Raw genomic sequence first — 21,267 nt, forward strand, 5'->3', positions numbered from 1 at the left:
TATGATTTTACATACAGATGACCAGACTATCGAAGATCTGAGGATCTTCGGAAAGCGCGATACGCAGGGCATCTACGACCTGTATAACCATACCAGAACCCGTGGTGGTGAGGCCATACTGAGCGAGATGTTCCGTCAACCATTGTCGGATAGGGAAGAGATCAACAGAAGAAGTAGCATCATTGCCCACTTCGCACAAAATAAAGTGAGCTTTCCTTTCAATGCCTCTTTGTTTGATATGGCAGAAAAATACCTTGCCAACGGAGACGCACAAACGAAAAATGCTACCCGTAACGCCGCCCTTAGTGAAAAGGATATTAACAATGGTGTAGCAGCAGTGATAGAACTGATACAGCAGGTAAATACTTTTATTAACACGGATGCCGTAAAACGCATCGCTGCTTTTGAATCAGAGAGAACTGCCATCAGCACCTTGTTATACGATGCGGCATTTGATCCAGTACACCAAGAGCAAAACAAAGCAAAGCTATCTTTTGCCGCTGTAACCGCCTATGACTTGCTGTTTCGGACACGTGAACGCAGTCGGATAGCCCTGTTGATGCGCCATGTATATCATCTCGACGTATACATCTCCGTGGCCAATGTGGCGCTTGAACAGCAATTTGTATTTCCTAAAGCCTTAGAGAAAGGAGGGGATCTGTTGTTGCTGGAAGGTGTATATCATCCAGGGTTAAAAAATGCCAAAGGAAATAATGTACGCCTGCATGCCCAAGAGCATGTCATCTTCCTGACAGGCGCTAATATGGCTGGTAAATCCACCTTTTTACGTTCCCTTAGCACCGCGGTATACCTGGCGCATATGGGATTTCCGGTGGCTGCCAAGCGAATGGAATTTGTGGTGTTGGATGGTATCTACACCACCATCAACCTGCCAGATAATTTGGGAATGGGCGCCAGTCACTTCTATGCAGAAGTATTGCGGGTGAAAAAGATTGCAGCAGAACTGCATGCCGGGAAATCGTTATTAGTCATCTTTGATGAGCTGTTTCGCGGTACCAATGTGAAAGATGCCCATGAAGCCACCGTGGCCATTACTGGGGCTTTTGCGGAAAAGAAAAACAGTTTGTTTGTCATTTCCTCCCATATCGTGGAAGCAGGGGAAGACCTGAAACAATATCCCGGTACAGGATTCCTTTATCTGCCTACCCGCATGAATGGACATACTCCTGAATATACGTATACCCTTGAACGTGGTATTACGGACGATCGTCATGGCATGATCATCATACGTAATGAAGGAATACTGGATATCCTGAAGAATGGGCGTAAACGTGCGCTGGAACAATAAAAGAACAGTTATGAGTTTCAATATAGATAAACAGACAGCCGATGAACTGAACCTAATGGGTAAATACCGCAACGGTTCTATATTTCATCTGTTCAACCAGGTCAAAACGGCTGGTGGACAACAAGTGCTGGATGAAATATTTCGTAGTCCGCTGGAAGATGCTGCTGCCATCAATGAAAGGGCGGCTGTTTTTCAGGCTTTCCAACAGGCGAATCAAGCCTTTCCATTCGATGTATCTCAGCTCAGTATGATGCGCGAATACCTGGATGGCGCAATAGTAGGCAATACCGCAATCACGTTAATAGATACACTGATTAAAAAAGGACTTTCTTCCCTCACGCGCGATGAGCGCTATCGGAAGAAGGTACAAGGTTTACAGGCGACTATTGTAACACTGAAACGCTGTTACCTGTTCCTGCAAACCCTGACGCCGCCTACAGATCAGTATGCTGCTAAAGTAGCTGCTATCAAAAATATATTGTCAGATAAGGAGGTAGATAAACTGATGAACATAGATATCTACCAGCCATTATCTGTGAAAACCCTCGCATTCTATGACCACTTGTTGAAAGGCCCCTTGCAGGACGCTATGGAACAGGTAATGGCATTTATCTACGAACTAGATATGTACGTTGCCGTTAGTGATGTAGCCAGAATTAAAGGCTTCTCCTATGCACAGGCCTTGCCTAAAGGGAAAAATGTGCTGACCGTGAAGGGGCTTCGTCATCCATGCCTGCAAGGCGCCATCGGCAATGATCTGCACATGCAAGAGGGCAGTAATGTATTGTTCCTAACTGGGGCTAATATGGCCGGTAAATCCACTTTGATGAAGTCGGTCGGCATTTGCATGTACCTGGCACATATGGGTTTTCCTATAGCTGCTGATTCCATGGTCTTTTCTGCGAGAGAAGGGATTTGTTCCTCCATCAACGTAGCGGATAATATCCACTTGGGCTATAGTCACTTCTATGCAGAGGTAGTACGCGTGAAACAGGCTGCACAAGCGGCTGCCAGCGGTAAACGATTGTTGTTGATGTTTGATGAATTGTTTAAGGGGACAAACGTAAAAGATGCCTATGATGGTACACTGGCAGTGACGGCGGCTTTTGCGGAATACCAAGATTGTCTGTTCATCGTGTCTACACATATCATTGAAGTAGGAGAAGCATTACGGGGCAACAGTAATATCCGATTTGCGTTTCTGCCTACTGTTATGGAGGGTGGGCGCCCACGTTATACCTACCGTTTGCAGGAAGGCATCACAGAAGATAGACAGGGGATGATGATCATCCGTAATGAAGGCATCTTGGAACTGATACGTTCTTGATGCAGTAATAAAATTTCAAAAACAGACCATATGAAGAGATGGATAATTTCCAGCACCGCGCTGCTGCTGGCGCTTTGTAGTACGCAGGTGCGGGCTCAGGAGAAAAAACTAGCGAACCTGACGAAGGAAGATTTTATCGCCGACTTCAAACTGGCGGTAGAGATATTAAAGCAACAACACCCGAATCCTTATAAATGGATGGATTCTGTGAGCTTTCAGCGCAAGGCGGATTCCTTGATGGCAAAGGCGGCGAGTGCGCCGGATGTGGTGTCCTGCTTGCAATATTCTCCGATTTACCTGGTGAGAGACGTACATACGAACCTCAGTGTAAGCAATGATAATGCGAAGGAACTATATAGTTTGATCCACCTTTTTCCATTTCCGGTAGTGATAGAGAAAGGGAAGATATTTGTCAACATAAAAGGAGGAGCTATACCATTTGGTGCGGAAGTAACCAGCATCAATAGTATGCCGGTAAAAGATATTTTACAGGCATTGTCGGCCCCGGCATACAGCGATGGCTACATCACCAGTGGCATGGACCGCCTGTATCCTAATTTCCAGGTGATGTACAGCCTGCTGTCGCCAAATGAAACCAGTTTCCAGGTGAATTATATGGCGCCAGGTAGTACGGAAGTAAAGAAAGCGACACTGCCACATGCTGCTGCTACGCAGGCTTTCCACGACAGCCGGATGGCTGTCTTGCCCATCAATCAGTTGCAACGTTCTTATGTCATCTATAATGATTACTATGATGATGCAAAAACCGGGGTGCTGACCGTAAATACATTCGGGATTAATGAGTCGGATGCCTATAAAGAGTTTAGCGAATTCTTCCGGGAGTTGAATAAACGTAAGTATAAGCAGGTAATCATTGATGTGCGTAGTAATGGGGGCGGTAATCCAGCTATTTCTGCACTCCTGTATTCCTTCCTGACAGATAAGCCTTTCCGTAATGTGTATAATTACCGTACGCGTACTATCGGTATCGCCTATCCGGAGTATGCAGTGGCGGATAATGGTAGAAGATTGTCGGACGAAGATATTCAGACCCAAAAGAATTTCCTCTATCAACGCTTTGATAAAGATAGTAATGGTATTTATATCGGCAATGCGCGCCTGAGAGATGGCCTATTGGAGAATTTTCCGCCGGATAAAGATGCCTTTCATGGAAAGGTATATGTGTTGACTGGTGGCGGAACCGTATCTGCAGCTACTTATTTTGCTTCACTGGTGCAGCAGAATAAGCGAGGTATGATTGTAGGCCATGAAACGGGTAGTGGAGAAGCAGCCACTACAGCAGCTTGGTTTATGAAATACTTATTGCCGCGTACGAAGAGTGTATTATCGGTACCGATGTCTGAGTTGTATTTCTTCAATGCCACTACAGATAAGGGTCATGGGGTAATGCCAGATACGCAAGTGCCTATTAATAAATTTACTTCGTATATCCAGGCAGGTAAGGATCCGGAGATGAGTTATACCATGGAGCTGATCAGCAACGAAAAATAATGTTAGTGGTCCCGTTTAGTTTGGTAGGCCATGCAGTTATCTGCATGGCCTTTTTTTATTACCCATCATTTATGCAAGAAAGTTCCTCAGTTGGAACAATATAGCATCATGTAAATATTATTGGAAGTGAAAATGCCGTCTGGCTGGTAGTAATAGGACCATGTTCTACAGCCTATTTGGCATCCAGGATCAATATTTGTAATGAGCCAATTGTTTCGGCATTCTATGGAGCCGGCGAGGATAGATCCTTGGCCAACGCCGCCCAGTACAGCCGTTCCGGCAGGTTTGTTAAGTATATATCCAGTTAGAAAGAAACCTGCATCTGCGGGATCGGCAGGGGTGGAGTTCCTAGTACTGGGATAATATGTGTAAGTGGTGAATGTAGGAGTTGCCGGTTGTATTTTGTTGTTAACATCGGTTCCATAAGTGGCTACAGCAAGAAAGGCAACCATCAATAGTTTACTTAGCATCAGGTAGGGTTTTAAGTCATGAGTTGCTAAAATAAATTGTATGACTGCAACAATAAGAGCAGTAATGATTTAAATATTCCCCTGTGATATTATTGCTGAGTAGATAGTTATATTGTTGGGAGACAACAGGTCATCTGCCTGTAACATTTAACCCAAAAATCGCTTTACTTATGAAAAAGATCCTCGTACTGCTGCTCTTTATGGTAGCCGCTATTGGTGTAAAAGCTCAATCCCAATACTTTTGCAGAACTACCGTACAAACATCCATTGATTCCTGGAATTACAAAGTATTTAAAGATCCTAGTTGGACGGCCCCTGGCGCTATTCAGATCAACATTACACAATACACTTATGGTGGCGGTTCTACCACTACTGGATGGCAGGGATTTGTCAATGGGCAAAATGCTGGTGGTGTTGGTAATGCAGGTTATACCGTCATTGATATCAGGGTGGTGAATTTCCTGACAGGCGCCGTGTTGTACCAGTTTCAGGTGACGAATGCTTGTTGATTTTGCCACAAGATAAAACCTGTGTGGCACAGGTTTTATCTTGTTTTGTTGAGGAAGCTTTCAATCATGGGAATCACATAGTCCGCTTGTTTGCCATCGGATTGTGGTGTCATAATGATACCGAGGTACTCACCGTGTCCGCCTGGGATGATAGCTACTTCTGAATTTTTGATGAGTCGTTGCATTTCGATCGCATGTTCCGGTGTGATCAAATCTTTATCACCGATGATGATTAACGTAGGTGCGGTGATAGATTTGATTTGTTCATCTGGGATGTCTTTGAAATGCACCATTCTGTGGGCATCTTTGTCGTGCATGGTTTGCAGGGCCTTTGGATCTGGATTCACTTTCAGGAAGGCTGTTTTCAGCTCTTGCGGCATATTGTCGATCGTAGCATGTTCCATAAATCCCCAGAATTGGGCAGGGACGCCACTTCGTTTGCAGAGTGCTGATCCTAGAATTATCTTATTGACAATTTCCGGATAACGAATAGCAATCTGCATGGTAGTAGTTCCGCCATTGCTGAAGCCAAAGAAATCGGCCTTATCGATTTTTAGGTTTTTTAGGAGTCCTGCCACATCGTCTGCATCTTGTTCAAAGGTTTCCTCTTGGGCTCTGTCGCTGGTTCTGCCATGGGCTTGTAGTTCCACTGCAATCACCTTTCGGGTTTTTGAAAGCAGGGGAATTACTTTTTCGAAAGTAGATTGAATGGTAGAACCGCCGCCGTGTATGAGCACAATGGGTGCGCCTTGGCCGTATATTTCATAGTACATGTTGATACCATTGACTTTCGAATAGCCGTGTTGCATTGTAATGGTATCAGTAGAGGAAGGTGTTGCAGCAGAGATAGTTTGCTGGCAGCAGGTGCAGATCATAAATGTTACGATTAAATGGATGATTGAATATTTCATGTGAATGATTTTAAAGGGTGTTGCGCATTTTTTCCAACATTTGCAACCAGCTTGGGTATGCGCCTGTTTTCTTCGCTAATGCTTGGGACACTGTTTGTCGGAGTTGCAATTTCGTTTTCCCATTTTCAGCTTTAAAGGTTACGGTTACAACCGTTGCTGCTGGCCAGTCTGGGTCGAATCCAATAGAGGCGGGATCGATGGGCTGGCCGTTTTCATCGGCGTTCATGAGTGTAAAAACGATTTTCTGGAGGGGTAGTATCTCCCGATATTCCCCGATCGTCCAGCAATCACCCACTTTCTCATTAGAAATGCAGGTGTGGAAAGTGCCACCGGGTCTGATATCCATATGTTTGAAACGGAAGGTGCATCCTTCTGGCGCATACCATTTCATGAGTTTTTCTGGATCTGTCCAGGCACTGAAAACCTTTTCCACGCTGGCGTTGAAGGTTTCTTCTATGAATACTTCCTGGGTACTTACTTGGTTTCCCATATCGTTATTTTTTGGATTTATGATTTGGTTTGTTTTTCTTTTTGCTGGTGGGTTGTAATTCCACTTGCTCTACAAATTGTTTGAGTGCTGCTAATCTTCCTGTCCATAGTTTATGGTATTGTGCAACCCATTCATGCACTTCATTTAATTTATCCAATCGGGCTTCGCAGTAGCGTTCTCTTCCTTGTTGTTGAATGTTTAGGAGTCCGCATTCAGCGAGGATTTTCAGGTGTAGGGAAATAGCTTGTCGACTCACATCAAATTTTTCCGCGATGGTGTTCACGTTCACTGGCTGTTGCGCTATCATGCCTATGATGGCTCTCCTGGTGGGGTCGGCTATGGCCTGAAATACATCTCTGCGTGCTTCCATATTATGCAATCATTTACTTGCAAATATATACGCAAGTATTTGCTTGCGCAAATTTATTTTTGAAAGCAAGAGAGATAGGAGTATCTACTAATAATCATTTCTTCATTTGTTTTTCATCTAACTATCCTAAATTCGGTGATTGAATTCCTGTTGCTATATAATTGGCGCAGATAAAAAAAATCATACATCATGTATTTTACAAAAGAAGATATAGATCACAGAAGGCAGCGACTTTCCACCAAGTGGAATGAAGTATTAAGTAAGGGAGAAGCGGTGTTGGTATACGCCGGCGGGCCTATTCAGAAGCCTGGAGGATTGGACAATACTTATACCTATTTACCCCATCCGTCTTACTATTGGCTAACGGGTAGGCGTAGGGAAGAAGAGGTGATTTTATATAGTGTGGATACTGGTTGGGTGGAGTTTCAGAAGGTATTAGGTAAGGAAACTGCTTTCTGGGAAGGAGAGAAACATGATGTATTGGTATCGGTTCCGGGAAAGTCCCTGGAAGAGTTGGAAGCATTTCTGAAGAAATATACAACCGTCTATAAGTTAGGCCAGACGCCGGAATACATTAAAGAAGGTAAGGCTTTTACATTAAATACTTTGTTGGATCAGACGCGTCGGGTAAAAGATAATGCGGAGATCAAACTGATTCGTGAAATCGCAGATATTGCGGTACATGGTTATAAGAAAATTGCGGAAGTCTTGCGTCCGGGTATAACAGAGCGGGAAATTCAAATTGCTTACGAAGCGGAAATTTTCAGGAATGGCGCTCAGACTACGCCTTATGATTCTATTGTGGGTTCGGGTCCTAATTCTGCCATTTTACATTTTGCACCATCTAAGCGAGTGGTGGGTGAAAAGGAATTGGTATTGGTAGATGCTGGTGCAGATATTTATGATTATTGCGTAGATATTACCAGAACGTTTATTTCTTCTGGTGAGATAGAAGGCCGGCAGAAGGCTTTGTACCAACTGGTGAAGTTAGTACAGGACTATTGCACGAAGTTGACTAAACCCGGCGCATACTGGAGAGATATTCACAATAAAGCGGCTGCGCTGTTTACAGAAGGGTTATTAAATCTGGGCATCTTAAAAGGAAACCTCAGTGACCTGATTGCACAAGAAGTGGTGTCTATGTTCTTCCCGCATGGCCTGGGCCATTTGGTAGGGCTGCGCGTACGTGATACCGGGCAGGAAGAGAACTTGCACCCTAAAACTTATTTCGGTGCTCGTCTGCGGGTGGATATCCAATTGGAGCCTGGCCATCTGATTACCATGGAGCCAGGAATGTATTTTATCAAACCGCTCTTGGAAGACGCAGATAATAAAAAGAAATTCAAAGATTGTATCAACTGGCAGGAATTGGAACACTGGATGAACATTGGAGGAGTGCGCATTGAAGATAATCTCCTGCTCACTGACACTGGCAATGATAACCTGACTTCCCGTATTCCTAAACTCAGTGTATAACGTTTATCTCGCATGAAAGAAAAATTGGAGGAGTTTGCCGGGATTTTGAATGGCTACAATGAAAAGTTGAAGGCCGCTACAGATGCAGACGAGGTGTATAAAAAAGAAAAATTTGTAGCAGAGAAGATTAAGAAAGACCTGGAATGGAATCGGTTAAGTGATGATCAAAAGCAGCAATTCCGACTACAGAAAGTCATGCATATGCTGAACTGGATGGAGAAGGAGGGAGAAGACCTGGACAAAATCAAACACGAACAGTTACTGTGCATTTGGGATGAACAACTGTATGCAACCATCCAGGCACTGGAAGCACTTATGGAAGAAGAAACAGATCGGGCGGAGCAGGAGTTGTTATTCCGATTACACGCCATGTTCCTGGCAGAAAAGCATTTGCTCAATTCAGAAAGGGAATTTGTATTAAAGCCAGTGCACAATGATTACTATGTCATGATGCGGGTCATGACCGATTTTTCAAAAAATAAATACGCAGTGCAATTAGGCGTGGCTAACCTGAAGCAATTATTTCATGATATGTACCGGCATTGGGAAAGACGCCCTTACCGGGAAATAGTATAGGAGAAAGAGGATAGAGGGGAAGAGGGTAAGTAAACTGCTTATAAATCCCATTTTTACGGGATATTCAGCACCTGCATTTAATTGTAATTTCATGGGGATATTGATTTTTAAACTTTCAACAGAGCAACTATGAAAAAGAAAATTCAATTACCTAGACTGGTGCTGAACAAGAAAATTGTGGCACGTCTTACAGCAGCTCCTTCCCTTATGCAAGGAGGTAAATTCATTACAGATCCAACAACAGAAAATCCTTGTGATCCTATTTCAGTCATGATGCCATCATGCCGTAAAATTTGTTAAGTTAAAAAAGGAAGCCTTAAATTTTAATATTTTAAGGCTTCCTTTTCTCTTTTACCTTATTAATGTTACAGTCCCTGATCGTTGTATAGTTTTCCCTTCTCTGTTGACAGCCTCCGCCATCCAGATATAAGTAGCCCAACGGCCGTATCAATCCCTTGAAACGATATGAATTTTTAGATATATGTAAAGAGGATATACTGTGGACAAAACTTTAAGCAGTGCATTGCTGTTTATAGTATAGCAATAAAAAAATTATATCAATGACCACAGTGAATCCAATTTCTATCTACACCAAAGGTGAAAAATTAAGCAATGACTACTTCACCGGAAACGCCTTCCTGACAACCCTTATACCAAGGGATAAGAATAACGATTTTGCAATGGGTAGCGTCACTTTCGAGCCCAAGGCAAGAACGAATTGGCATACCCATCCCAAAGGACAGATATTGGTGGTGATTGAAGGAGAAGGGTTCTACCAGGAGAGAGGCCAACCAGCCCGACCCATCAAAAAAGGAGACATTGTCAGTATTCCGGAAAAAGTAGAGCATTGGCACGGTGCTTCTGCCTACAACAAAATGATACATATTGCTATCACCAACTATCAAGGTGATCAGAATGTAGTATGGCTAGACCCCGTATCAGACGCGGATTATAACGCAGCAAATCAAAAATAATATCATAGGGAGACACGATTCAAAGAGAAGGCCGTGCCTACACCAGGGTACGGCCTGATTTGTTTACATTCGTGTCATATTTGGTCCCATGAAGTTGATAAATTATATTGCTAAACATATGGGATCATATAATACCTTACACACCGCCATTACCTGCCCGGATTGCAAACAACACCACGATGCAGCCATTCAATTTAAATACGGATTAACCTGGCAACTGCACTACCACTTAGGAGATTCCATCCGATGGCGTGGCATATATGATATTGGAAATCCCACTTTTAGAAAAGTGAAAGTCTACGGCATTATTGAATCAACTACTTGTCCTGCTTGCGGTATGGAGAATATCCCCGAAGATTATGATATCCTTGTAACGGATAATGTAATGATGGACGTTGCTCCAATACCAAATGCACTTGAGTATGTTAGCGATTTAAGCGATGGCCGTTTCATTCACATGGAATAAATCAAGGAATTCGTATAGCTATAATGGTTACCCACCATCGTATTTTTTCATTTAGGTAGACATATGTTACCTTTACGGACATATGAAAACTATGCAAACCCCCATTCCCTCCCCATTCAATGCCCAAAGTACCGCCACCGCAATCGCCGCAGGACATGATCTACACGGAAAAGTAGTGATTGTAACCGGTGGGAATTCCGGTATCGGATTCGAAACCGTGAAAACATTAGCGGATATCGGAGCTACGGTGGTAGTAGGCGCGAGGGATCTCTCAAAGGTGGAAGATCATCTCACCGCACTGTCGAATGTATCCTTCATTCCACTTGACCTCGCAGATCCAGCATCAGTGGATAGTTTCGCGCAGCAATTCCTCCAAGAACATGATACCTTACATCTGCTGTTCAATAACGCCGGCGTATTCCGCCCTCCTCATTTTACGACGGATAAACGCGGCTACGAAATGCAGTTTGGAGTGAATCACCTGGGGCATTTCCAACTCACTGGCCTACTATGGCCTGCTTTGAAAAAAGCAGGAGGGGCAAGGGTGATTGTATTGACTTCCGTAGGACATCGCCGGTCGGAGGTGCAGTTCGATGATTTGAATTTCGAGAGACAGCCGTTCGATACGATGAAAGCCTACGGCCAATCCAAGACTGCGAATATCCTCTTTGCCGTAGAACTAAACAAACGCGGTAATCCCTTTGGTGTCAGTAGCTTTGCCGTACATCCTGGGGCTATCAAAACAGATATCTTCCGCTATATGTCGGAAGAAGAAATCAAAAAATGGTCCGACCAGGTACGCGAGTTTAAAACAACGCAACAAGGCGCTGCTACTTCGGTTTGGTGCGCCCTCAGCGAACAACTAGCGGATATCGGTGGGGTATACTGTGAAGACTGTAACATCGCGGAACTCATGCTCAATGACGCTCCTACTCCTCGCGGCGTACGCGCCTTTGCTTTAGACCCGGAATCCGCTGCTAGGCTCTGGAAACTAAGTGAAAACATTACAGGCATCCAGTGGCCTTAAATAGGGCATCATGGGGTACGGCTGTACCTCCTTTTCCCAATTTCCCAGTACAACGAACAAGATAAAGGGATCATGTGTTAGAATGAACCCTAGGTAGTCATACTGCAGTCTGGCCCGCCTAATGGCATTTATCTTCACACCTAAATCACTTGAAAATGAGTACACTCAAATTAAAGGATGGTACCGAAATTTATTATAAAGATTGGGGTACCGGTAAACCGTTATTCTTTCATCATGGCTGGCCGCTATCCAGCGATGACTGGGATGCACAAATGTCATTCTTCCTCCAACAAGGGTATAGAGTTATCGCCCACGATAGAAGAGGGCATGGCAGATCCAGTCAAACTGCGACAGGAAATGATATGGATACCTACGCAGCAGATGTAGCAGAACTGACAAAGGCCCTGGATCTGAAGGATGCGGTGCATATTGGTCACTCTACAGGTGGAGGAGAGGTGATCCGTTATGTGGCGAAACATGGAAAAGGCCGGGTGGCTAAAGCGGTACTCATTAGTGCGGTAACGCCTATTATGGTTCAGAGTCCTGCAAATCCGGACGGCGTACCCATGGCTATCTTTGACGAAATCCGTAAAGGTACTGGCTACAACAGATCTCAGTATTTCCAGGATTTTACGATTCCCTTTTATGGCTATAATCGCGAAGGTGCGAAAGTATCGCAGGGGGTAAGAGATAATTGGTGGCGACAAGGAATGATGGGGGCTGTGAAGGCACATTATGACTGCATCAAAGCATTCTCTGAAACCGACTTCACCCAAGATCTACAAAGTGTAGACATTCCTGTATTGGTCATGCATGGAGAAGATGACCAAATCGTTCCATTCCATATTACCGCGCAAAAAGCAATAAAGCTGCTGAAGAAGGGGAAATTAATTTCCTATCCTGGTTTCCCTCATGGCATGCCTACTACTGAAGAAGAAACGATTAACAAGGATTTACTGGCATTTATACAATCCTAATCGATCCGAAGTGAAACGATTGTAATCGGTGCAGTAGTCATCTCCCGAAAAATATATAAACCAACAAGCCACTTGAAATATTTCAAGTGGCTTGTTGGTTTAATCTTCTTTACTTCCATCATCCGCCATCCGCACCATTTTCGGTGAAAACTGCGCAACGATGTCTACCAGGTCGGTCTGTGCCTTCATCACGGTGAAAATATCTTTATAAGCGATAGGCGCTTCATCCAGTCCTCCACCCAACAAGGTAACCCCAGCTTTATCCAATAGCGTCTGCATTCCAGTTGCGTTAATGGATTTGGTGGCCAGTGTTCTACTCATCTGTCTACCTGCACCGTGAGAAGCAGAGTTGATAGCTGCGGTAGCGCCATTACCTCGTACTAAGAACCCGGCGGCAGTCATAGATCCTGGGATAATCCCCATGACGCCTTTACTAGCAGGAGTAGCCCCTTTACGGTGTACAATCACTTCTTCGCCATTCAGTTGCTCTTTCCAAGCGAAGTTATGGTGATTCTCCACCCGTGCCAGTACTTGCGCGCCTAAGGCCGCAGTGATTTTCTGGTGAATCACTTCATGACAAGCAGAGGCATAGTCGCCCGCCAAATTCATGGCCAACCAGTAGTCATTCCCTTCTGGCGTATCCAGGTCCAAGTAAGCCAGGTTTCTGGCTTCATATGGCAGTTTACAGATCTCTTTGGCCAACTGCGTATAGTGACCGGCGATAGTGGCCCCCATTCCACGGGAACCGGAGTGCGTCAACAAGGCGAGGTAAGTTCCTTTTGAAATACCCAGCGGCGCATCATCTTCGGCGAATGTTAATACCCCAAATTCCACAAAGTGATTTCCACCTCCAGAGCTTCCCAACTGATGCCATGCTTTATCTTTCAGATTCGCAATGAAGGCATTCTCTTGGAATAATTTATTTTCCAGCACCGCATGGTCCACTCTATCCCACAATCTGAACCCAGCGCCTGCGCCAAATACAGAGTTGGACATAATAACGTTTTTATATAATTCGGTGTTGTTTTCAAAGTGCGTCACTGGAATATCATACACCGTCAAGGCCATTCTACAACCAATATCCACACCCACACCATAAGGAATCACCGCGTTTTTTGTTGCTAATACCCCACCAATAGGCAGTCCATACCCCTGATGCGCATCTGGCATCAACGCCCCCGCAACGGTCACTGGGAGCTGCATGGCCAAGTTCATCTGCTTGATAGCTCCTGCTTCAATATGGTCTTTTCCATATATGGCGTAAGGTTCCACTGTTTCCTTTAATGGAATGGTATTATTCAACGCTGCATTTTCTGCATCTTCTATCAGCGCTTTCGCTAGTTTACCGAAGACCTTATGTTCCAGGTAAGCAGTAGGTTCTTTTAACACGGCCGCATAGAAGGTCATCATATCGTTACGGTTGATACCATGACGTTTTTCGTTTATCTTCAAGGCTACACCTAAAGCCGGGCTAGGAACATATCCTATAGCCAGGAGGTCGTCGCCATTTATTCTCATTACTTTTGTTTCCATTTTTTTGAAGTTAGTCAATTAACAATTGGGTTACTTTGGCTGTGTCCATGGCCCATTGACGGGTGTAGGATTCATCAGCGGTGGTTGGGTCGTCTGTTAGGGTTAGTTGTTGTGCTTGTGCTTTCAGGGCTAGCAAACTACCAATACTGATTTTTGCATCCAGTTTTGCGACGAGTCTTTCTACCCCTTTCCGATCCAACGAAGTGGCCGTTTGACCACCGAAAGACATCTCCAGCCAAATAATTTCACGTGCCGCCACATCCAGTACGCCAAACAATAATCCTTTGCTTAAGTTCTGTGTAATACGCACTTGGTGCTGTACACAAGAGGGATCATATGCGACACCTTTTCTTTGGTCTACCCGCATTTTATATTGGCTATTCATCCATCCTAATACAAGATTAGGGGTGATGGCGCCATTGGAGTAAGCGTTGCAGGTAAAGGTGACATAACGAGCGCCTGCATCGGTCAGTTGAGTCAGATCCAGTTCAATATATTCTGCAGTACCTATTTTATTCGGTATGGATCGGATATCACCGCTATGTTTAGCACCGGTGGCAGTCAGTTGGAAATAGCTACAGAATTGTGTGGCGTTATCGTATACAATCTGTGCGCTCAAATCCATATCCAGGTGTTGTTGTGGTAATCCAACGCCCCACTGCATGAAGAGGCGTACTTTATCTCCGTCCACAGGGAAACGTGTTCCCATCAGGGCGGCAGGCAGGTCTTGTATGGACTCCGCTCTGTCGCCTATTGGCAGCGGCATGGTGTATAAAGACGGATCTATGAAAATAGTTTTATGCTCATTTTTCCTCTTCGCAAAGCGTTCCAACATGATATCCAGGCAGCAGTTAGTGGCTGCGTCGGCCATTGATTTCAACTGTTCCGCATCATACAATGAAAGATATTTATTCGCACCTATCACTTTACTCACACCTCCCAGCGGCTTCACGATGCGATCGTTTTCAGGATTGAAATAATTTTCTGCATAGCTGGCGAGTGTTAATAGGAGTCGCGCTGGCACCTGATCCGCAATTTCTTTAAACTGCATCAGCGTAATATCCGGGCCAAACCATACCATATTGGCAAACAAGGAACGGGCAAAAAGTCCCGGACGCTGTTGCAATAAGGCAAAGGTTTTATCTGCATCGAATTTCAATCTCGACTGTTCTAACTGTGCCGCATATACGGTATATTGTTCGTTATAGAAGACATCCAGTAATCTGGCCAATGGCTCCATTCCAGGCTTATGGCTATACTCTGGCAGTCGGAGGGCACGTATAAAGCGTACCCACATACCGCGTTTAGGGTGCATCCATTCGGCCGCTGCTTCGGCAGACATCGGCAGATTATTCATCCAAGTGGCAATCATTTTAGAAGTACTTCTGCTGTATTTCAGCTTCAGCGATTCTCTAGACAGTCGGGCCATGGCGGATGATTGATCCAATACCGATACCAGGTGTCGGTGATTCTTGGTATGTCTTTTAATTAATATCGCAGGGGAAATAATTTGCAGGAACCCAGTATGTTTATACCAGAGGTAACGCATGATGTCTACAGGGGTAGTCATCAAACCGCCTGCTATCGCTGCTTTTCCGGTGTCTACAAGGGTATCTGTTACCAACATTTGCGTCTCTTTCATGGCAATAGATACCGCCGGCAGATCGAAGTGTTGCAGTAAAGTTTTGAGTGTATCTACCTGTGTAGCATCCAGTGCTGTTTTAGACTGTAACAGATTGCTGAAAAGTTCCAGCATATGCTCATTGGTCCATAAGGATAATTCCTTCTTTTTAGAACCTTGTCCGGTAAGGATTTCATCGCTGGTGATAAATGCCGTTCCACAGAATGGACAACCATTATATCTTTTCAGATGAAAGGTTTTGTAGGGAATAGCATGCCCACAAGGCAGCATAGTACCTTCTTCCGCACCAAAAAAGTAATTGATCCGGCTATCCTGATCTTCCCAGTTGTTGATGAGGGGAGCCCAGTTATTTTTTACTTGTAATACTTCCGCAAAAGCATCGTAGATCGCCTGAACTGTATAGTCAGACATGGTGTTCAACTGATGTAATAAATCCTCATTTACCACATATCCCAGTTGACTTATATTTTTAATGAAATTAGCAGATACAGGTGTCATTTCCTTTGCAGGGAATGCAGTAGCTTCTGGTAAGTAAATAGCGTTGAAGCGGATGCCGATTTTCTGTAATGCTGTAAACATATATTTAAAATTTAAGCAGATAATTTTACCACTAGTCCAAGTGATGAGAAGTAAGTGATAATTGACCTGCTAGTTATTTACCGATAATCTTGCAAGAAAGTCATTAAAGATGAAGTGAAGTATCTAACAATTGACCGGTAATAATTTTTATTTAAAGATCGTGTTCGTCGTTGTTGACATTACAAAGATGGCTAGGTAACTGCGCAGTCTTTTTGCGCAGTTAAAAAAGATTTTTAAAATTTTTTATAAATAATTGGTTATTAATATTTTACGGGAGACACGATCTACTCCTAACGGCGATGGCTATATTAATAAGCCGAACTGCGCATGTAGTTATTTGGATGGTTGGATCATTAAGTTTGCAAAATCGCCTCCTGAATTATTGCCTGTCCAGACAGCTAGTTTGCCTTTCTTTTGTTTACTAAGTTGGCGTACCTCCAGGCAAGGCTTTGGGTTGTTATTGACGTATACTTTTACCATTGGGTATTTTACTACTATGCGTACATGGAAATAGGCATTGGGATCGGGCGCGGGGGAAATGGCATGTTAAGCGTAAAGGACTTTTGCTGTGAGATGGCTTGTCCGCCGGCCAACAGTAACATCATCATCAAGGAAAAACTAACACGCATGCATGGTTTCATATGAAATATTTAATTGTTTATCATAAATGGTAGAATGACTGCCGTCAGGTATTCCGGTCTTAATACAAGGCCGATATGTCCACAATGAGGGATGATAGCCAGTTGGGAGTTAGGAATAATTTCGTGGGCCTCCAAAAAGCCGGATACCTTGAAATAATCATCACTATCGCCACCCACAATCATCACCGGACATTTAATGGCCTTGGCTTTTGCAGTGGGAATATAGACTTCTTGAAACCAGGTAGCTTTCAGTCTTTCAATTAGTTCGCCATATTTTTCCGGCGCGGGCATAATCGCTTTCCTGGCGGCTACTACATCGGGCAGTTGTTTCTCTGCTATAGTAGCATTCATTGCTTTCAGCTCTTTCAGGGCTTCCGGTTTGTAGGCCTTAATATTTAAGGCCCCTCCCAGCACCACTGCTTTAGTGACCAATCCCGGATAATAGGCGGCCAGGTAATAAGCGGTAACCGCGCCAGCGCTGAAACCCATCACGATAGCGCTATCGGCGGTTTCTTGGCGCAAAATGGCGGCGGCATCCTCCGCGAATAGTTGATAAGAAAAAGGCAGGTTCCCTAACTCCGATTTACCATGACCGCGCATGCCTACCGCAATCACCTTGAAATGTTGACTCAGGATAGGAATATATTGGGAGAATTCTTCAATGTAGCCATAGGTATCGCCGTGAAGTAGTAGCAGCGGCCTCCCTGTTCCATAAGTTTCATAATATAGCTTGGCACCTTTGTGGGTCAGGTATTTCCCAGCAGCGGGGTTATTGCCATAAGGTATATCCTGACTCCAAGCGCTTAGGAGGGTGAGTAGCAGGCAGGATAGGAGGAATGCTTTTTTCATATATACTTCGGTGGAATCATGATAACTATTAACATCTTCTCACATTCCTTTAACAGTTACAGTTCAATTTCATTTACGGGGTCCCAGAAGACTTTTTTAAAATCCACGATCTTACCATTTTTTACCTGTATGCCCTCCGCTTCCAGTTTCTTTTGACGGGTACCATTATCGCCACTTAAATGTCCGGAGCTATTGACTACCCGCTGTACTGGAACAGGAGGCTTTTCTCCACCTACAAATCCCATCGCACGGCCTACCATGCGAGCGCCGGATTTCAAGCCCATGGCCTTCGCTACTGCGCCGTAGGTAGACACACGACCCTTTGGGATGCATCTCACGATATCAAAAATTCCTTTGTATATGGCGGTGGTGTCTGTGAATTGCTGCTTCATAGAATATAAAAATTGACCTCCATAAAGTTAATGGATTATCAAAACAAAAACGCCGCAATCTGTAAAGACAGGTTGCGGCGTTTAAATATCATCTTAACTTTAATCATTCAATATCGTATTCACAAAATTCACCCATTCATACGGAGGAATACTTTTGTCGATATAATAATCAGGTTGTAGCCCTTTGGAATCGATGGTGAAGTCGGGTATACGTAAGCTGCGCGTCAAGGAATATCCCAGTTCTATGTCTTTGCAAGGAGACTCCTGCTGGTACATATTCGAAATATCCAGCACTCCAAAGGTAGTAACACCGTAGAGTTTCACCTTCTTACTTTGCTTAGCCTCCAACAGGAACTGTTCTGCGGTACTACCATTGGCTTCATTGATGATAATGGCTACATTCTGCGGATAGGGGTAAACGTTAGGTAGGGTATCGATGCCCACCGCCCGCTCTTGCAGATTAATAAATTCGCCTAAATGCTGTTCCAGTTTGTCGTATGAGGTTTTAGCCCAGGCTTTCTCCTTTGCATTGAAATTATATTCCTCCTTATTAATGAAATCCAGCATGCGTTGATTGTTCAATTTGGTAGAATAGTATTCTACCCCCACACCACGGATAGGATTGGTATAGAGGAAAGGAATAATGGGACTGTACGTGGCATCGCTGCCGCCTCCATTGTTACGAATATCAATGATTAGGTTCTTGGTTTTAAGGAGTGCCGCTTTGTTGGCGGTCAATAAACTATCAATGATATCGCGGTATGCCTGGTTAAAAGAAGGTACGCGTAGATAGAAAGTATTTTCATTGCGTTTTACCAGGTAGGGTTGTTCGGCAGACATACTCGTGTAGTATTCATTGATATTAGGATCATCTTGCAGATTGTCGGGATAGATTCTTTTCAGGATGGTATTGCCCAGTTGGAGATGATTATGCCCTGTCATGATCACTTTGTTGGAGCCCACCGAAGAGAAATTACGCATGTAGAATACGGACTTCGTGGTGTCCTTGCCGGGAATGATACGGAATTTCACCATACCTGGCTTCCATGCGGGTGCACTTGCTTCCACAATGACGCCCACATATTGTTCTCCCTTTTTAGTAACAGCCATCGTGTATGGTGGAGAAGACCAGATACCTTCATACCCAGGATCTTTTTTAGCCGCCACCTGCTGTTTAAACTTATCCAGTTGAATGGAAACCGTCTCCCAATTGGCAGGAGCAGGCGTTTCAGTAGGAGTGGTAGTGGTGGTATTGTTATTGGTGATACTGCGCACGTATGCATGGCCTGCCCTAAAGAACTTTATCCAATCGGATAATATCGCCACACATTCTTCTTTGGTCTTTGCCTCCTTTATACGGGCGAGAATCTTCTGATTATGGGCTTCATAAGCATCCCTGCCTTTATTATTGATGACATACTTGAAGCCAGCATCATTTTCTTCAAACGTTTTTTTCATCCATTGGAAATTGCTTTCACAAGTGCAGGATTGGGCATAGATGGGGTTTATAGCTGCTATCAGCAGGAGAATAAGCAAATAGATGTTGGATTTCATTTATTGGGATTTTTAGTCGACCAATAAATATAATACTTATTCAGAAAGCGGATCGTATTTTCCGCGGGAATGTTGCCCGTAACATGCCCGCGAATGGACTATTGACGCTTTAATAGTCTGCTGGCACAATCAGATGCAGCCACGAGTCCTCCGGCCATCATGATCACATCTTTCAATACCAATCTACCTGCTCCGCTGAGGTAAGGGAAGCCATAGTTAGGCGTAAGTCCATCGCCGCCCAGATTAGGTACATAGACTTCCGGCGTGGTGATCAAAAAGGACAGTGTGACCAATGCCATGCCAGCGGTCAGTAATCCGCCTATCAGTCCTAGTTTTGGAAACCAGATACCGGATAATATCAGTACCCCGATTAATACAATAACAGTTCCCAGCGCATATGCAAAAGGATAAGTGCCATTAGAAGCATGCCACTCTTGATTTTTCTTTACTTCCTTGCCTTCAGGGTTCATATACTGCTTGTATTCTGGCGCAGGATGATGATAGAAGAAGCTCATCAGTGGACTGTTGGCGACAAAAGGGACAATGCCGTCTGCCTCATAATGGGCGACTTTCAATCCGCCAATCCAGGCCATTACCACAAATATGGATATTCTGAGAAAATGGATAAAGTAATCCTGTACGTTTGCCAATAACTTTAACATAGGAAATTGTTTTCAGCAAAATTACCAGGCATTCGCCCACAGGACCATAGACGATTAGGGTATTTACATGGATATTTGTGCCACAATGGATATGCCCACTGTTTCCCGGAATTTAGAAGGAGATACGCCAGTGTATTTTTTGAAATAGCGGCTGAAATAGTGTTCATCTTCAAAGTGGAGCGTGGCGGCTATCTCCTTCATACTTTTATAGGTGAGATGAATTAACTTCTTGGCTTCCAATATCACTCTTTCTTGGATGAGATCGGAAGGGGATTTCAGGAAATATTCCTTTACTTTTTTGGAAAAATTATTGGGCGTCATACCCAATTGTTCTGCATAGAACGAAGGCGCCCTATTAGCCAGGAAATGCGCTTCCAGCAAATCTCGGAATTGTAATATAGGGTGATGCGCCTGTACCGCATTATCTGCGGGTATATCCTGCACCATCACGCGGGTACAGCGTGCCAGCATCAATTGCAGGTAGCTGCGGGCTACAGCTTGACTGTAATTATCTTCATGAGGAAGCTCTGCGGCTAGTTGATCTGCGATTTGCAGGAGTGCATTTTGCTGCGCGATATCCGGGAATATGAACGGCGGATGGTAAATATTATTGAAAAGTATCCCATTACAGGCTACTTCCTTTTTATGATGTTCTATGCAATAATAATCGGCATGAAACCAGATGGTTTTGAGGGTTCCTGTCGCATCTTCACTGAAATGGATTTCTTGCCAGGGTGTGGTGAAGAGGATCACATTGCCGGAAAAGGCGCCGTTAAATAAATCGATAGAAAAACTGCCGCTACCCTGGCAGAAAGTAATACCGTAATTCTCTTGGGTGCTGTATTTCCGGTTAGCTGCAATGTTGGTCGAGGTAATGCGACAAGTCCGTTCCATTATACAAATGTAATGCGCCTATTGCAGGAACCCAAATAGCGATACCCGGCGAAGGGAATGATACATCAGGTTTTTTTTACGGAAATTAAGATAACCAATTTTTAATATCCCATATGCTCCGATGAAT

22 protein-coding genes are annotated in these 21,267 nt (G+C 44.1%); 11 read left to right on the top strand and 11 right to left on the bottom strand.

Going from position 1 to position 21,267, the window contains the following annotated elements; genetic code table 11:
• Position 1 precedes the first annotated feature (1 nt).
• From JO154_RS04835 to JO154_RS04845, 3 genes are read left to right on the top strand one after another with little or no spacing between them, the layout of a single operon-like run.
• Positions 2–1,309, top strand: coding sequence for a DNA mismatch repair protein (locus JO154_RS04835; RefSeq protein WP_291942444.1), 1,308 nt, complete (start codon positions 2–4; stop codon positions 1,307–1,309).
• A gap of 10 nt (positions 1,310–1,319) precedes the next feature.
• Positions 1,320–2,636, top strand: a complete 1,317-nt coding sequence (locus JO154_RS04840) for a DNA mismatch repair protein (RefSeq protein ID WP_291942446.1) — start codon at positions 1,320–1,322, stop codon at positions 2,634–2,636.
• Between the two features lie 30 nt (positions 2,637–2,666).
• On the top strand, positions 2,667–4,148 hold the full coding sequence (locus JO154_RS04845) for a S41 family peptidase (protein WP_291942447.1): 1,482 nt from the start codon (positions 2,667–2,669) through the stop codon (positions 4,146–4,148).
• A gap of 86 nt (positions 4,149–4,234) precedes the next feature.
• Here the strand turns inward: JO154_RS04845 and JO154_RS04850 are convergent, their stop codons facing one another.
• Positions 4,235–4,618 carry a hypothetical protein gene (locus JO154_RS04850; RefSeq protein WP_291942448.1) on the bottom strand — a complete coding sequence of 128 codons (384 nt, stop codon included), beginning with the start codon at positions 4,616–4,618 and terminating at the stop codon, positions 4,235–4,237.
• Positions 4,619–4,788: 170 nt separating this feature from the next.
• Between JO154_RS04850 and JO154_RS04855 the strand changes: the two genes are divergently transcribed.
• On the top strand, positions 4,789–5,127 hold the full coding sequence (locus JO154_RS04855; RefSeq protein WP_291942449.1) for a hypothetical protein: 339 nt from the start codon (positions 4,789–4,791) through the stop codon (positions 5,125–5,127).
• Between the two features lie 35 nt (positions 5,128–5,162).
• Here the strand turns inward: JO154_RS04855 and JO154_RS04860 are convergent, their stop codons facing one another.
• From JO154_RS04860 to JO154_RS04870, 3 genes are read right to left on the bottom strand one after another with little or no spacing between them, the layout of a single operon-like run.
• The gene (locus JO154_RS04860; RefSeq protein WP_291942450.1) at positions 5,163–6,038 is read right to left on the bottom strand and encodes an alpha/beta hydrolase; all 876 of its coding nucleotides are present in this window, start codon (positions 6,036–6,038) and stop codon (positions 5,163–5,165) included.
• Between the two features lie 10 nt (positions 6,039–6,048).
• A complete protein-coding gene (locus tag JO154_RS04865) occupies positions 6,049–6,528 on the bottom strand; it encodes an SRPBCC domain-containing protein (RefSeq protein ID WP_291942451.1) in 480 nt (159 codons plus the stop codon).
• Positions 6,529–6,532: 4 nt separating this feature from the next.
• Positions 6,533–6,898 (bottom strand): metalloregulator ArsR/SmtB family transcription factor, encoded by a 366-nt coding sequence (locus JO154_RS04870; RefSeq protein ID WP_291942452.1) that lies wholly within the window; start codon positions 6,896–6,898, stop codon positions 6,533–6,535.
• Positions 6,899–7,087: 189 nt separating this feature from the next.
• Here JO154_RS04870 and JO154_RS04875 point away from each other — a divergent pair, with 189 nt between their 5' ends.
• From JO154_RS04875 to JO154_RS04905, 7 genes are all read left to right on the top strand, one after another.
• Positions 7,088–8,374: a M24 family metallopeptidase gene (locus tag JO154_RS04875; RefSeq protein WP_291942453.1), complete on the top strand. Its 1,287-nt coding sequence runs from the start codon at positions 7,088–7,090 to the stop codon at positions 8,372–8,374.
• 12 nt (positions 8,375–8,386) lie between these two features.
• The gene (locus tag JO154_RS04880) at positions 8,387–8,950 is read left to right on the top strand and encodes a hypothetical protein (RefSeq protein WP_291942454.1); all 564 of its coding nucleotides are present in this window, start codon (positions 8,387–8,389) and stop codon (positions 8,948–8,950) included.
• A 129-nt stretch (positions 8,951–9,079) separates the two neighbouring features.
• Positions 9,080–9,250, top strand: a complete 171-nt coding sequence (locus JO154_RS04885; protein WP_291942455.1) for a class I lanthipeptide — start codon at positions 9,080–9,082, stop codon at positions 9,248–9,250.
• A 260-nt stretch (positions 9,251–9,510) separates the two neighbouring features.
• Complete coding sequence (locus tag JO154_RS04890; RefSeq protein ID WP_291942456.1) at positions 9,511–9,924, top strand: cupin domain-containing protein; 414 nt, start codon at positions 9,511–9,513, stop codon at positions 9,922–9,924.
• Between the two features lie 118 nt (positions 9,925–10,042).
• A complete protein-coding gene (locus JO154_RS04895; RefSeq protein ID WP_291942457.1) occupies positions 10,043–10,390 on the top strand; it encodes a hypothetical protein in 348 nt (115 codons plus the stop codon).
• An 82-nt stretch (positions 10,391–10,472) separates the two neighbouring features.
• Positions 10,473–11,417, top strand: a complete 945-nt coding sequence (locus JO154_RS04900; protein WP_291942458.1) for an SDR family NAD(P)-dependent oxidoreductase — start codon at positions 10,473–10,475, stop codon at positions 11,415–11,417.
• A gap of 155 nt (positions 11,418–11,572) precedes the next feature.
• Entirely contained in the window at positions 11,573–12,394 is an 822-nt protein-coding gene (locus JO154_RS04905; protein ID WP_291942459.1) for an alpha/beta hydrolase, read from the top strand.
• A gap of 99 nt (positions 12,395–12,493) precedes the next feature.
• Here JO154_RS04905 and JO154_RS04910 read toward each other — a convergent pair whose 3' ends face one another.
• The 7 genes from JO154_RS04910 to JO154_RS04940 form a co-directional block, all read right to left on the bottom strand.
• A complete protein-coding gene (locus tag JO154_RS04910) occupies positions 12,494–13,927 on the bottom strand; it encodes an RtcB family protein (RefSeq protein ID WP_291942461.1) in 1,434 nt (477 codons plus the stop codon).
• 10 nt (positions 13,928–13,937) lie between these two features.
• On the bottom strand, positions 13,938–16,148 hold the full coding sequence (locus JO154_RS04915) for a hypothetical protein (protein WP_291942463.1): 2,211 nt from the start codon (positions 16,146–16,148) through the stop codon (positions 13,938–13,940).
• Positions 16,149–16,798: 650 nt separating this feature from the next.
• The gene (locus JO154_RS04920) at positions 16,799–17,638 is read right to left on the bottom strand and encodes an alpha/beta hydrolase (RefSeq protein ID WP_291942464.1); all 840 of its coding nucleotides are present in this window, start codon (positions 17,636–17,638) and stop codon (positions 16,799–16,801) included.
• Positions 17,639–17,694: 56 nt separating this feature from the next.
• On the bottom strand, positions 17,695–18,030 hold the full coding sequence (locus JO154_RS04925; protein ID WP_291942465.1) for an MGMT family protein: 336 nt from the start codon (positions 18,028–18,030) through the stop codon (positions 17,695–17,697).
• A gap of 99 nt (positions 18,031–18,129) precedes the next feature.
• Positions 18,130–19,584, bottom strand: coding sequence for a S41 family peptidase (locus JO154_RS04930; protein WP_291942466.1), 1,455 nt, complete (start codon positions 19,582–19,584; stop codon positions 18,130–18,132).
• Positions 19,585–19,682: 98 nt separating this feature from the next.
• Complete coding sequence (locus tag JO154_RS04935) at positions 19,683–20,246, bottom strand: DUF417 family protein (protein ID WP_291942467.1); 564 nt, start codon at positions 20,244–20,246, stop codon at positions 19,683–19,685.
• Positions 20,247–20,309: 63 nt separating this feature from the next.
• Positions 20,310–21,140, bottom strand: coding sequence for an AraC family transcriptional regulator (locus JO154_RS04940; protein WP_291942468.1), 831 nt, complete (start codon positions 21,138–21,140; stop codon positions 20,310–20,312).
• Positions 21,141–21,267 lie beyond the last annotated feature (127 nt).

It is taken from the genome of Chitinophaga sp. (assembly GCF_019236475.1).
Classification (GTDB): Bacteria; Bacteroidota; Bacteroidia; order Chitinophagales; family Chitinophagaceae; genus Chitinophaga.